The organism is Alkaliphilus metalliredigens QYMF, from assembly GCF_000016985.1.
GTDB classification, from domain to species: Bacteria; Bacillota; Clostridia; order Peptostreptococcales; family Natronincolaceae; genus Alkaliphilus_A; species Alkaliphilus_A metalliredigens.
This window is the reverse complement of sequence record NC_009633.1, coordinates 1,597,433-1,612,266: the sequence shown is the minus strand read 5'-3', so window position 1 is coordinate 1,612,266 and position 14,834 is coordinate 1,597,433. Positions and strand designations below refer to the sequence as shown.

Annotated in this window: 7 protein-coding genes; 3 read left to right on the top strand and 4 right to left on the bottom strand. The window is 40.4% G+C overall.

Going from position 1 to position 14,834, the window contains the following annotated elements; genetic code table 11:
* Window positions 1-98: 98 nt before the first annotated feature.
* The 3 genes from AMET_RS07600 to AMET_RS07590 form a co-directional block, all read right to left on the bottom strand.
* Window positions 99-563: an ATP-binding cassette domain-containing protein gene (locus AMET_RS07600; protein ID WP_012062764.1), complete on the bottom strand. Its 465-nt coding sequence runs from the start codon at window positions 561-563 to the stop codon at window positions 99-101.
* A 197-nt stretch (window positions 564-760) separates the two neighbouring features.
* Window positions 761-2,110, bottom strand: a complete 1,350-nt coding sequence (locus AMET_RS07595; protein WP_012062763.1) for an IS701 family transposase — start codon at window positions 2,108-2,110, stop codon at window positions 761-763.
* A 771-nt stretch (window positions 2,111-2,881) separates the two neighbouring features.
* On the bottom strand, window positions 2,882-9,757 hold the full coding sequence (locus AMET_RS07590) for a DUF4347 domain-containing protein (RefSeq protein WP_012062762.1): 6,876 nt from the start codon (window positions 9,755-9,757) through the stop codon (window positions 2,882-2,884).
* Window positions 9,758-10,363: 606 nt separating this feature from the next.
* Between AMET_RS07590 and AMET_RS07585 the strand changes: the two genes are divergently transcribed.
* Both AMET_RS07585 and AMET_RS26495 read left to right on the top strand, forming a co-directional pair.
* Window positions 10,364-11,674 carry an IS701 family transposase gene (locus AMET_RS07585; RefSeq protein ID WP_242661408.1) on the top strand — a complete coding sequence of 437 codons (1,311 nt, stop codon included), beginning with the start codon at window positions 10,364-10,366 and terminating at the stop codon, window positions 11,672-11,674.
* Window positions 11,675-11,781: 107 nt separating this feature from the next.
* Window positions 11,782-12,075, top strand: coding sequence for an ABC transporter permease (locus tag AMET_RS26495; protein ID WP_242661406.1), 294 nt, complete (start codon window positions 11,782-11,784; stop codon window positions 12,073-12,075).
* A 656-nt stretch (window positions 12,076-12,731) separates the two neighbouring features.
* Here AMET_RS26495 and AMET_RS07580 read toward each other — a convergent pair.
* Entirely contained in the window at window positions 12,732-13,040 is a 309-nt protein-coding gene (locus AMET_RS07580; protein WP_198135409.1) for a hypothetical protein, read from the bottom strand.
* A 202-nt stretch (window positions 13,041-13,242) separates the two neighbouring features.
* Here AMET_RS07580 and AMET_RS07575 point away from each other — a divergent pair, with 202 nt between their 5' ends.
* Complete coding sequence (locus AMET_RS07575) at window positions 13,243-14,790, top strand: glycoside hydrolase family 26 protein (RefSeq protein ID WP_012062760.1); 1,548 nt, start codon at window positions 13,243-13,245, stop codon at window positions 14,788-14,790.
* Window positions 14,791-14,834: the final 44 nt, after the last annotated feature.

Here is a 14,834-nt window from a genome sequence, read left to right as displayed (position 1 = left end):
TATCAGGCGCCTCCTAGGGGTTTTGATTTATGCTAAGATTAGTATTCCTAGGATTAAGGTGTCTGATTTTGTTATTTTATGGAATTATTTTTGAATCACTACATTACTTGTAAAGTGGTGTTTACTTCATATAACTCCATTAAATAGCTATATTGTTTTAAAGATTTTTCAAGGTCGCTATCGATTAACTCTTTCATCTTTTCTTCTAATTCTCGCATTTCTTTTTCTATACTATATACTTCTTTAAAAGCCATATTTAAAACATTGATTACTTTCACACCCTCTGTATATTCAGGTATTTGCTCAAGATAAGAACAAGTGCTACCTTTAGTAATTTTAACCCATCCCTCGTCATATCCAGGGGGTACAGGGGCATAAGGATATCCCTCACAATGCTTAAGCTTTAGAATGCCCGCAATTAACTTCAGAACAGTAGTCTTGCCACTTCCATTTTGACCTATGATACCTACTTTTTCCCCTTCGCTGAGTTGAAACGAAACATCCTTAAGAACAAGGGCTTCATTCATATATTTTTTTACACCATCAAATGATAATTCGTGCATGTATTTTCCTTCTTTCCTCCATATTTTAAGTAATACAATCTATGGGTAGGGCGAAGAAGGTGTTCACTACTATTCAATTTATAAATAAAAAGACTATAAGAAGATAATTTCTTCTTACAGTCTAAAATATCAATTAATATTATAAGTTACTATAGTTTTGCACAAATAAAGCCTTTATAAAATTAACTTTGGTACTGTTATGAAGCAATAGTAAGTATTGCATCTTTCACTGATATATTTTTATCTGTTCCTTGATCTAATGCGGTTTCGGGTAAAACAAGTTTTCCCAAGGAAAATCTTCTCAGACAGATACGAAGCTTTTTAAAGCTAAGTTCTGATGTCCAAGGGGTGTCCCCTTGATAATCTTGTGCTTGAAGCCAACTACTATTTGGATGCTTTAGCAGTGCCATCTTCCCAACACTATAGGCCACAGCTGCCAGGTGAATAAACCTGAATGTAGGTAATAAAGATTGATGCTGGTAATCACCTAAACCTAAATGCTGCTTCATATCTCGGATTGCTGTTTCGATAGAAAAGCGAGCACCATAAATTTCAATAATCGCAGCTGGAGTTAATGATATATCTGTACTGATCAATGCTGTTACATTACTACCAACTTTTGTGACCACGATTCGCACTTTACGGTCAAGCCCTAATACCCATAAATCTTTTACCACAACTTCAACGGTTCTTGTTTCACCATATAGGCGTACAGATATCAATTGAATAGGTTCAGTTTTAAAAAGGGTCAATATTTTTACCTTCTGTCCTCTTTTTCTTGGTCTACCTTGTTTCTTTATTTGAGGTTTCTCGGGGTCTAAATATCCTATTGCATTACTTTTTAATTTTGTAATGACATGGATCGGGTTTTTTCCACTCAAAAGTGGTTGTATAAATGACTTATTACTAAAATATGCATCTGCCACTACCCTAACGGGGTGTTTACTGGCCCAATCTATAAATTGAAATAATGCAGCATGAGCATTGTCCCAGCAGTTCATAGAGGTTGCTATGCCCTCGGCATCAGACATCCATTGAGAGGGGTTTAACCTACCGGATATCAGGCGAAAAATCAGTGGGAAACATAAGAATCTATTGGAAAGAAAAGAACCAACAATACCCAAAGCACCCCAGTGGTGACCTACAATGTATTTGCCTTTGTCTGCATTGCCACTGTGGTTATTCCACTTTTGAATACCAGGTATTTTCTTAGAATTCTTTGCTATAAGTGTCGTATCATAAGCCACCAGAAGCGATCCATGAATCATAAAATTCTTTGGAAATAACTCTAAAAGCTTATGAAGTAGTTGTTCCATAATAGCCATGCAGTCCCACTGGTTCTTGCTTAAAAACCGTTCCCAACTTGCAATATGCTTCTTGTAAAAGAAACAATATCTATATATATTTCTGGTAGTCTTTCGACCTTCAGTTACTAAAAGACACCAAATAAAACCAACAAAATATTTATAATTTGGTATTGATAACAGTTCCTTAGGAAATAATAACAACTGTAACAATTCTTGAGGAATATAAATGTACACAAGCATCGCTCCTTGTCGGGGGTATTGTGTTCATATATTCCTCATTTATTTTGCAAATTATTACGTCAGTTTTTGGTAATTATTTAAAAAGTGCAAAACTATAGTAAGTTATTCAAAGCTATTTTTAAAGCAAAATTATGTACGTAAAATAAGAAGTCATTATTACACCATTATATCTTGACTTTTAATTATTCAATGTACTTTTTGAACGCCTTATAAATTATAAACTTGAATTTCAGTAAAGTAAGTTACCTTCCAAATTGCCTTATTCCATAAAGAGCACAACAATAAAACCTAATTATAATTAGGCAAATCTAAACTCATTATAAAATACATATTAATTTAAAATAAATTAACATTAGCAATTAACTGGTGTCATAACTTACTTTCCTCCTCCAAATTTTTCTTTATTATACCACTATTTGCATTTGTTGTAAACTCATCATTTTCATAGCTCCATGAAGCAAAAACACCCGAGACTTGAGGGAACATAAACACACTTCAATATTTAGCTAAAATCCTTCTAATCCTTATTTTCGGCCTATTTCTCCTTAATAAAACTATCGTTTCAGCAGACTGATTCTTGCCAATCGGTATCGCTTCTCTCTACCTCTTGGGCATCAGGTTGCATAAGACGTACATCTACTTACTTTGTAAGTAGTGTTACGACTTCAATATGGATTTTGATAGAATGATGATAATAATGGGCAAAATTAGATAGTTTTGCGTAAAAGTAGACCCCCTTTGATGCACGGGGGTCTCACTGTTTACAACATGTTAATCGTTGATTAAACCTGCTCTAACCAATAGATTGCGAATAGCAGTTGCTGCCTCAGCATATGTGAAGGTGTCTTTTGGATTAATAGTTTCAGCAGTTCGACCACTAAACACTCCTGCGCTGACGGTCTTTTTAACAGACTCATAGGCCCATGTTGCTATTTGGTCTTTGTCAATGTAATTGTGTATGCGGTTATTGTCTATTTCCTGCAGATCTACCACATCCATAGCTCCAGCGTACATGGTCATGGCTTCCTCTCGGCTGATTTGGGCATCTGGCTTGAAGGTGCCGTCTGGGTAACCGGAAATGATGCCGTAGTCTGTTGCTATGGTTATGGCATCAGATAGCTCATGGGTCAACGGTACATCACTAAACTTTGTTGTCTTGACTGTGCCTGTAAGATAGATACCTAATGCTTTGGTTATGTACTCGGCAAACTCCCCCCGGGTGATTAATTGGTTTGGTTTAAAGGTGTCTGGATTCTTGATCACTAGTCGGGAGGCCATGTCGTTAACTGTTTCTTTTGACCAGTGATTTTCTACGGCTGCTACAGTAATTGGGTTCCAGATTACGGTATAGGTGGAGTTGGTCAAGGAGTTCAACCTAACATACCATTTGTTATCCTGCATGAATACATTGGTAGGTATATGGGTAAAGCTCCCGTCTGGGTTGTACAGGATTCCAGTAGTAATTTTATTGGGATCCACTCCTGACGGTACTTCCATCACTCTGGATACGTAGCTGGTAAATTGATTTACTGTTGTCTCCTGCTCCTCTCCTTGGTTGTTAGTGGTCTTGGCCACTATCTCAAACTCCATTGGCTGCATTATTACTTCAATTCCTTGGGCTCTTCCCCGTTGAATTATTTCATTAGCTTTTATTTCGTTGCTATATGTTATGCGTATCTCTATTTCAATTTCATGCAAGGATGTAGGATCTACATTTAATATATCCGCCACTTTTTCTATATCTATTTCTCTAACTGGGATAACGTAGTCTACTTTCTCAGTATTTATGATTAAGATAAACTGATTGTCTTCCATCTTTTTGATAATATCTCCGGTCAATACGCTGCGAATTTGGTTGGCCCCTTGGGTTGATACTGGTATCTCTAGTATATTTGGACCTTGTATGCCTTCTGTTTGATTTAGGGTGATTACTTCGTCTATCTTTTGGCTTAATACGTTACTATCTGTACGAAGTTCTACGATTTTTTCTCCGTCTTGTTCTATTACAGTTTCTTTGCCGACGGTCTGCGCTTCTCCGTTTATTATTACCACCTCTTCTGTCTCTGTGGCTGGTTCTGGTGTAGGTGTAGGTCTTATATTACCTCCTGTACTGCCGCCTGATGAACCTCCACCACTTGAGGTTTTTGTCCACATTGCATAGAGATTGATATTGGTTGTTGACATAATTAAGGTTGATCCTTGTGTATAGCTAGTTTCTTGTCCGTTCGCTTGAGTATTCCAGCCGGCAAAGGTATAGCCTGTTTTCACTAGGTTGCCTGTATTTCCTAGTACTGTAACAGTTGCTCCCTCTTCATATACATTGCTGTCTGTTGGTATACTTCCTCCGGTCTCTCCATTGCCATGGTAAGTTGCAGTGTTTAAGCTAACAACTACTTCTGCTATTAGCGGGGTGGTACTATTATTTAAGCTATTTTCGTTTAAAGATATCGTTCCTATACCCTGAGTACTTAATGAACCATAAACTGCTAAAGTTACTGTATTGCTGCTATTATTAACTGAACTTATGTTTAATGTGCTAAACACGTCACCTAGATTTATGTCGTCTGCATATACTGAACCTGTTACTGTGTCATTAGATAAGTTCAATATAAAGGTTTGATCGAAATTAATATTTCCTTTAACGTTATCTGGATTTGCTGTCATTCTGATGCTAGTTGAATCAATCCACTTCGCATACAGAGTTGCATTTTCAGCACCCATTGTAAAGGACGAACCTGTGTAATAGCTTGTTCCCTGTCCATTAGCTTGAGTATTCCAGCCAACTAAGGTATAGCCTGTTCTCATTAGGTTGCCGGTGTTTCCTAATACTGTTACTGTTGCATTTTCTTCGTAGTTATTGCTGTCTGTTGGTACTGTTCCATCTGTGCTCCCGTTGCCGTCATAGATTACGGTGTAGGTTGGATTTGCTCCACGGCTCACTACTGCTGTGTATGTTTTTGTTGTTCCATCCTGGGCTGTTACTTTTATATAGGCTGTATTTGTCCCTACATAAAGGTTCATAGTTTTGTCTACTATTTCCTCTGCACACTCTTCGTCACTATAAAGAGTCCAGTATGCTCCCGGGCTTACTGTTACATCTACTATTACACTTGATGTTGCATTTGCTACACTTGCTATAATGTTTGTTCCCTCTATTGTTGCTCCTGCTGGTATTGTAATTGCTGTAATTTCCTTTTCTGTTGATGCCACTGCATTAATTGATGCGGTGGCAAGGGCAGTACTAAAGGCCGTTGTTCCACCATTAGCGGTTGTATCAGCAATACCTCCTACAACTCCCGAAGTTTTGTCCCAAGCACGATACGTAATCTCCGCTGTTTCCTCTATCCCGCCTGGTATATATCTAATATAATCGCTATCCCGAAGTAAAAGAGCATTAGATTCGCTTACTACAATAATGTCACTCCAAGTGGAAAAACCGTCTGTAGAGTACTGCCATGTTCCATTCCCTGTGACATCTACTATTGCAATTCCTTTTAATGCTCCATTATCTACATCGGTAACAGCTCCATCAATAAAACTATCCACCTCAATTGCAGTGCCTATATCAGTGATGTTTAAATTACCTAAGGAATAATTTCCAGAAATTAATATCGGTGCATCATTTACATCCGTCACTATTAAAGTAGCAGTTGCTGTATTGGTACTGAAGGCAGTTGTTCCACCGTTGTTGGTCACATCCACCTTGGTGCCGACGGTGCCAGAGGTTTGATCCCAGGCCCGATAGGTTATACTGGCTGTTTCTCCGTTGACTCCATCTGGCACATATCTAATCAAGGCAGCCCTATTTAATAACAGCGAGGATTCATCATTAACTGCTCCAATCGATATCCATGTAGCCCCAACATCAGTTGAATATTGCCATACCCCATTACCCGATGTAGCTGTAATGGCTGTTCCTTTTACAGCTCCGATATCAACATCGGTTATTGCTGATTCAATAAAGGATTCTACAGTAAAATCAACGCTAGTATTTTCATCTGTTCCAGTCAATGTAACCCCTGTAGGATTAAGTACTGGTGCGTCGTTGACATCCATCACCGTTAAAGTAGCAGTTGCTGTATTGGTACTGAAGGCAGTTGTTCCACCGTTGTTGGTCACATCCACCTTGGTGCCGACGGTGCCAGAGGTTTGATCCCAGGCCCGATAGGTAACGAAGACCGTCTCGCCGTTCTGTCCGTCGGGCACATAGCGGATATAATCAGTGGAACGCAGCAACAGTGCGGAATTTTGGTTGACCACGTCAATGGTGCTCCAGTTGCCTCCAGTCGAATATTCCCATTCTCCGTTGCCCACCGCCTCAGTGATAACAATACCTTCCAGCGGGTCGCGGTCGTCGTCAGTAGCGTCAAGGAAGCTTGAAACGGCAATGGGGTCGGTAACGGTATTCTCGTTGGTGCTGGTCAGCATGAGTTCTGTGGTGACAAGGACCGGTGCGTTGTTTATGTTGACCGGTTGAACCTGAACGGTGGCGATACCACCGTCGTTGTTATGCTCGTCACGGCCTTGAACGATAATCTCCCGTACCGTGGCGGTTTCCGGGCCACTGGAAGCATTGGCATACTGCAACTCGCGCAGCAGAGCCTGATATTCGGAAGCAGAGGCAATCCCAGTCAGGGTGATGACGGTATTGCTAGTGTAGGTGATGGTAATGCCATTTGCCTCATCACCGGAGGTACGACCTGCAAGGGTGATTGCCTCGTCGACACCGTCCTGAGGATTGGTCAGGGTGATAAGCAATCGGTTGAGGTTGTCCCCATCCAGTTCAACAATGGTTGCCCCAGCGGCCATCAACACTGCTCCACCGTCCTCCACATGAGCCACCGGTGTGCTACTCAGGTCACCGATGATGGGAGCGGTGACTAGGGAAACAGTCGCTGTACGCGAAATCGAAGTGTCCTCGCCGTCACTGGCCACGATAGTAATCACACGGTCGGCGGTATTGGCAGACATGGTCTCGATCCCGTTATGGTACTGAATGCCACGCAGGATGGTCTGATAGACATCTACCGTCGCCGCTCCTTGGATCGACAGAATGCCGCTCTCCTCTGTGTAGTAAGCGTACAGACCGGCGCCGCTGGCGGCAGTAGTAGCGGCTGCCGACAGCCCTAAACTTTCAGTGCCATTGCCATTAGGCCGGTTAGCCAAGGTGGCTGTCAGGGAGGAAAGGTGAGTATTGTCCCAGTCTATCACTATGGCTTCAGGGGCGATCAGTACCGCTGTACCCTCGACTAAGAAGGTCGCTATACTGTCCTCACCCGTAACCGCGCCGTTCAGGTCCACCTCCGGCGGATTATTGAGATCATTTATGGTGATACTGCCAGTCAGCGTTGATGTGGCCGTGGTTCCCCCGGCCCCATCATCGAGACTGATGGTGACACTACGGCTAGTGGCCGTGCCGAAGTTGGTCGGGTTCTGGCTGGTGCTCTCGAAGACCAACTGATCTATCAGATCCTGAACGCGTAAGTGGGTAGTGTTTTCGTTGAGGTTGATGACCAAGGGTGTACCGTTCACGCCAAGGGTATTGATCGTGCCGATGTTAATGCCGTTATGGTTGAGGTTCTGCCCGTCAAGCGTGATATCATTCCCCTGGAGGACCCCTAGCACATCCCCATCTTGATAGGTGGCAAGGCTTACCATCAAGGATCCATTGTCAAAATTGATATTGTCCACCTGAATCAGTTCAGCCCCGCTGACTAATTGCAACGGTGTCCCCGTGCCCTCGGTAAAGGTACCGCTAATGGTTCCGTTCAGGATCTCAGGATCGTTGTAGGGGATTATGGTCAGGGTGCCGGTCAACGGATTACTGGTCAAGCCACTGCCGGCATCCTGGAATACCGCAGAAACAGCACGGGTGGCATTGGCCCCGAAGTTGGTCGGGTTGTCATTACCGTATACTGTGAAGGTAATGTGATTGAACACCGCGTTGACCTGAGTCGCCGTAGCCCAATGGTTAAAAGTGATCACCAGAGGACTCATGTTCCCTCCACTGATGGTGGCGATCTCTTGACCATCCATCAACAGTTTGTGGTCATTGTTATCGAGGGTCAGGGTGCCCGCCCCGGTTTCAATGCTAGGGTGGAAGGAAATAAAATCCCCAACGTTGTAACCATCGGTGAAGGAAACAATCAAGGTTGCCTCGGCAAAGTTACTTTCTATGGAGGTCACCGAAGCGCCGGAGAACAGGTAAATCGCATCACCGCTCCACGATGGACCGCTGCTGGTGTTCTCCTGCCAGTCACTGCTGCCTGCCGTTCCGGCTAGAACCGGAGAGGCATCGGTGACGGTGACCGTCAGAACTGTATCCGCCGTCATGTTCCCGGCAGCATCGGAGGCGACCACGGTAATAGAGTGGCTGTCATTATGGGCATAAACGATGCTGCCTGCATCAGCCACAGTAATCTCCCCGGTTGCTGCATCGATAGCAAAGCGGCCCCCGCCATTATTCACTAGGCTATAAGTCACAGCACCACTAGATATTACCGTGCCCACAACTGCCCCGTTGGCCGCGGTCTCCGAGACAGACAGTGTTCCACCGCCCTGGACCGTCACCGGTCCTGGCGCAACGTTATCCACTATAACGTTAGCGTTATCGGCCACGGTGGTCACATTCACCACATGATCGGTGGCAGTGATGACGACGTTACGGTTGGTAATGCCATTGAGGGCCCCGGCGACAATATTATAAGTAGCTTTCCACATGCTGGCGTTGTTGGTGGCAACCACCGCCGCACCGCCGCCTAATTCGCTGAAGTCCACAGTAACGCTGACCACGTCTGCATTATTGTCTCCGCCTGCGGTATTGTCCCAGGTGACCGTCACCGTATCACCGATGATATAAGCTCCCCCCGTGCCGGAGCCTCCCGTAACACTAATATTACCCGGCGTGACCGTGGGAGGGGTGTTATCAAGAATATAGATCTCCCCACTGCTAAAGCTGCCATTTCCGGCCACGTAAATCCCTGAAATTGCCACGTTACTGGCATCTTCATGGATAGCAGGAGGGGTGGGCAGAATTATTTCGGGAACAGCATTGGCAAGCAGACCGTTGAAATCATCAACAAACAGGCCCTCAGCCTTAATCTCGCCGGTGGCTTCTTCAAGCACCCAATCACCACCTAGTGCCGCTGCACCCGTCGGGTCATTGGACGCCGCAACGTCGGCTTGGGTTATCCGTGCCATGTCCTCAATAAAGACACTACCGACCTCCCCTTGGGCCACGTTGCAGCCATAGAGCAGGATGTGGCCGGTTGCGGTCATGCTGGCCCCTATACGAGCCAGCGTGTTAGCGTGGACCTCCAGAGTTTCAGAAGAAAGCACATCTCCCCCTAGAAACACCTGGCCAACATCACCATGGGAAAAAATATGTAAAGCATCAATGTTACTACGTCCCTCGAGGGCTTCTGCTAGGTCTTTAACGCCTTCACCTTCACCTATCAAAATCACCTCTAAGCCTGCATTCTTAGCAGATTCCACTAAAATCTTATAGTCTTGAACACTGGTATCTACTATTGCAACTTCAGTGGACTCACCCTCCAATCCTACCGAAGCAGTTGCAAATACAGGCATTCCTAGACAAATTACTATTAGTATAATTAAAGCTATCATATACTCATATTTCAATCTCATAATATTCCTCCATTCTTCCTTTTATTAGACTTGTATTGCTACGCGGCGACATCATATAAAATTCTGACCCATATTTCTTTTGCCTTTGCTTATTTTAGACAAATAAGTGCTATGACTTATCTGAATGAAATCAGCACTTGATGTATCATGACCTGATTCATTGTACAAACTCCCTTCATTTATTAAATTATTAACTTTATTGCATTGATAATTATGAACTCAGTCAATATTTGTCGGTATTTGTCGGTATATTAATATTCGTCATAATATAATTAATTCCTCCTAAAATTGACCTAAAGAAATCTTTAGATGAATTTAAGGTATCGTATGAAAAATCCCTTATACTTACTAATACCTTCCCTACAAGCCATCTCTATTAACCATAAAGGCTATTATTCTAACTAAAAATACTGAAAAAGCTCCCTCAAGCTTTTTTAACCTAAGGGAGTTTTTATATTAGTAACACCACTTTACAAGTAATGTAGTGATTCAAAAATAATTCCATAAAATAACAAAATCAGACACCTTAATCCTAGGAATACTAATCTTAGCATAAATCAAAACCCCTAGGAGGCGCCTGATATGATTAGTATTTCCAGTAATTCGATGAAACAAACATTACACCAATATTTAATGCAGTATAGATCAGTTTTCAAGAAGCGGAGCTTTGATATTTTCTACTGGCTCATTATGGGAATCCTCTGTACAGAAGAAGTAAGATCTATACAATTTGTTTATGATAGTTTCATCAAGAAACACACCGATAAGGTGCTGAATTCAATATATTACTTTTTATCCTATTCAAAATTTCCAATAGAAGCCCTAACCACTATCACAGTTTCTATCGCTTTATCCTTGATACCAGAAAAATTAAGACAGAACACCTTATTTATAACAATTGATGATACTCTTCAAGCAAAATACGGTGCTAAATTTGATTGTTATGTTAAACATTTTGACCATACAAAAAAGAATGGAACCAAATATCTTAATGGTCATTGCTTTGTATCTGTGGTGTTGAATATTCCTTTATATTACCAAGATAAAGCGAAGTACTTAAGTATACCAATAGGCTATCGCCTGTATTCAAAGGAGCAGAACAAACTTGAAATGGCATCACAAATAATTAAATATATCATGCCTCAACTTGAGATGTTTCAAGTAATTTTACTGTGTGATAGCTGGTATAGCAAAGGAGCTATATTAGACACTGTTAAAGAATTTGACAATTTAGAGATAGTAGCAGCAGTACGACATGATACCGCAATGTATGATCTTCCTCCAGCCTCTACGGGTGGAAAAGGTAGACCTAGAAAGAAAGGTAGAAAACTAAATGCTAGAGAATTTTCCTATTCAAAGATAGGTGAATACTATGTTGCTGAGAAAAAAGTAATGGCTAATTTATTTGAAAAACCTATTTACGTTACAGTAACCACTACAGATATTAAACCATTCTCATCCATAAGAGTTTTTATTAGCAGCATCAATCCTGATGAAATTAAAACTATAAATACCGCCCTAAATACCAAAGGAGCATTGAATGATCAAAATGAAGATGAATGCACCAGTAAAACACTGACTACTTATCGAATGAGATGGAACATCGAAGTGATGTTTTACCAGCACAAATTTTTTTGGTCCTTCGGTAACTATATGGTGAGAAACAAGGCCGCAATCGAAAGATATGTTAATCTATTGTTTGTAGCATATACTTTTGCGTGTTTGTTACCCTTCATGGACAAAAGATACGAAAAGTATCAATTCAAAAGTCCACAATTGATCAAAAGAGCTGTAGGCGTTCAAATTACAAAAGAATTAATATTTGACAGTTTCGTATTGAGCTTCGAAAGTGCTAAAATTTATTCTACAATTAAAGAATCTGTTCAGGGCTTCCTCAATAAGGATTGGGTAGCTTAATCAAACTTGTAAACTGGTGATATTAGTAATAAATATCGTTCTTAATATACGTCCTTGTTATTTAAGTAATTTATTAATTAACTTGTCATTTCGCTTCACTCGCGATCTTGATCATTCCTGACAAGAAACGTACATCTTCTTACTTTGTAAGCAGATGTACCTTTCTTGAAGTTGCAATTATATGTATTATCAGCCTGTTCTTTTCAGTCAAAATTGCTTCTGGATTTGCAAGAATTCTGCTTATCATTTTGCTTATATTCATGACGGCCTTTTTTATGTCAAGCTTAGCCTATGCAATTAGTCTTTGTCTGCCGAATGAAGTTGCATATGAAACCGTGATGAATGCAATTGTTTTACCTGTGTTTTTCTTAGTACAGCATTGTTTCCAGCAGAAACTTTGACAGGAGGGTTAGCGATTGCTGTTAATCTCAATTCTTTCACTCATGTAATCAATGCTTTACGAATCTTAATTTTCAAGGAGACATTGTTGCTAGTAATATTGTTTCCATGATTATTTTACTTGCTGTTATGTGTTTTATCAGTTTTTCATGGGCGTTACACAATCTGAAGAAAGAAACAAGTTTATAAAGAATTTGTCCTGTTCAAATATAAAAAGTCTCAAAGGCTTTATCCTATAAAAATTGAAATTTCCACTTTAAATAAAGGTAGTTTTGAAAAATCAAAGCTACCTCTATTCTGCGAAATTTCTTCCCCCCTCTAAAACCAAATCCCCTAAACTTATATCGTCTAGGGGAATATGTATTTCTCTTCAATTTTCATCTAAAACATTCTAACCCACTGATTCTAACCTACTTCTTCTCTATCAACACAACACACTCAGCAGTCGTTTTCTACCAATCGTAGCTTCGCTTCTCTTGGGAAAACTTTGCATGAGACGTACATCTACTTACTTTGTAAGCAGTGTTACGGCTTCAACATGTGGTGTATGTGGAAACATATATTGAATAACTGTAGTCTTTTACTATGTTTCTCCGTAACGAGTTCACGTCGTCTCTTAGTATAAGTAAAATTGATTTGACTTATCTCTCCTTACTTTTCATGCATTTTTAAAAATGAAGACAAAATATAGGAGCGTGTCATCTGCTAATATAGATAAGGTCTTGGGGAATATTAAGATCAAAAACGTCAGCGTTGACCCAGCAAGACAACCCCTAGCAGGATCGCACCGACTTCCACCTCGGAAAACATTGTAGGAGCCATATACCTTCTCATCATACTTCACATAAACTGTAGATTCTCCTATTTCTGAGTCCTTGCAGTTGGCCATCGCTATCAGTGTGTTTGATATTCTTATATACCCATCCTTTTCAATTTCATTAATGTCCCTATGATCCATTATAATCATACCCCATAATTACAGTTTTTGACTTATAAGATACACCCTTAATTTTTCTTCCAGTTTGCTAAGTCCTCCTACTAGGTAAATACTTCCAATTCAACCTTTCCCCTCACTTATTCTGGTAAGATATGCTATAATTAACTAGATAATGATAACAAGTTGAGGAGGAATTAAAATACAATTTAAAAGACTATCTATCATAGGAATTATGTTTTTATTATTATTTATTACCGTCACTGATGTGGTTAACGCTGGTGAATACAACACGTATATTAAGAATGGTAAAATTGTTGAAGAAGCCGATTTTACATCAGCAGATAATTTCCAGGAAATTAAAGGACATGACGCAATACATAACTGGTATTTTAACCATTCTGGTGGTTATGCAGTCAAGGTTTGGAACAATATGAATCTTGATATCACATTAGCAGCCTTAAGGACAAGGTTCTTTAATAAGGATAAGGAAGTTGAAATTTATTATGATAATTTCGAAGGCACCATTCATTCTGCTAGTACATACGTGGACTATAGTAATCGGTTTTTATTGAATTCTATTGATCATGAAAAACAGCATGAATCCTATATTAAGATCAGGGGAATGAATGCTCAAATTCTGCAGTGGAGTAGACCCTCTCTGGAAAAAGTTGAAAATGACAAGCCCTATTATGCTTCAGCAGAAATAATCAGGAACAAGAATGAAGTTTATACGATTATTATTAAATCAGCCACCCCCTTTCTAAATCAAGGAGAGTATATGGATATTTTCAGGAGCTTTCAACTTATTGACAAAAAAGGATCTGCCCATAATAATGTAGTTTATAATAGCATTCCGAAAAATATCAATGAGGAAACCCAAAGGATCTACCATCAATATTTTGCTCCAGAGACCTCATTAACATGGGGAATTTTTGATCCAGGAGCCCCGTCTTCTTTTTATAATTTAAATCAACTAGAAGAGCGAATGGATTACTCTTTTGACACAATTATTCGTTATCATCATTTTTCTGACGGAGATTTCCCTATGACAGCCATGGAAAATGCTTATGAAAACAACAAGCTTGTGTTATTTACCCTGCAAACCATGGATACGAAAAGCGATAACACCGGAATCACCTATGATATCTTAAATGGAGACTACGAAGACTATTTTCAACGACTGGCAAAGGATATGAAAGCCTATGACCATCCTATTTTGTTTCGATTAAACAATGAGATGAATGGAGACTGGTGTCCTTATTCTGGCTATTTCTCCTCAAAGGATTCTAGTCTTTATATTGAGGTTTGGAAATATGTTTATGGTATTTTCGAAGAAAATAATTTGGAAAATGTTCTTTGGGTATGGAATCCCCATGACATCTCCTTTCCTGGCTTTAGTATCAACCATGCGCTGACCTACTATCCTGGGAATCAATACGTGGATATCGTTGGTTTAACAGGCTATAATACTGGTGATTATTACGAAGGTGAGATTTGGAGAGGATTTAGAGAGATCTATACACCTCTTTATGAAGAATACATTGAGATTTTTCAGCAGCCACTAATGATCACAGAGTTTGGTTCAAACTCTGTTGGTGGAGATAAAATTCAGTGGATTCAAGAAATGTTTCAGTACATAAGAGATTATGATCGGATTAAGGTGGCGATCTGGTGGAGCGGAACTGACTGGGATAATGAAGGGAATCCTGCCCGTATCTATCGATTGAACCAAAGCGAAGAAATGCTAGATGCATTTAGAGATGGTTTTCGAGACTATTAGCAATTATCATGTTACAGAGGGGCCAAAGAATAAATTCTTTGGCC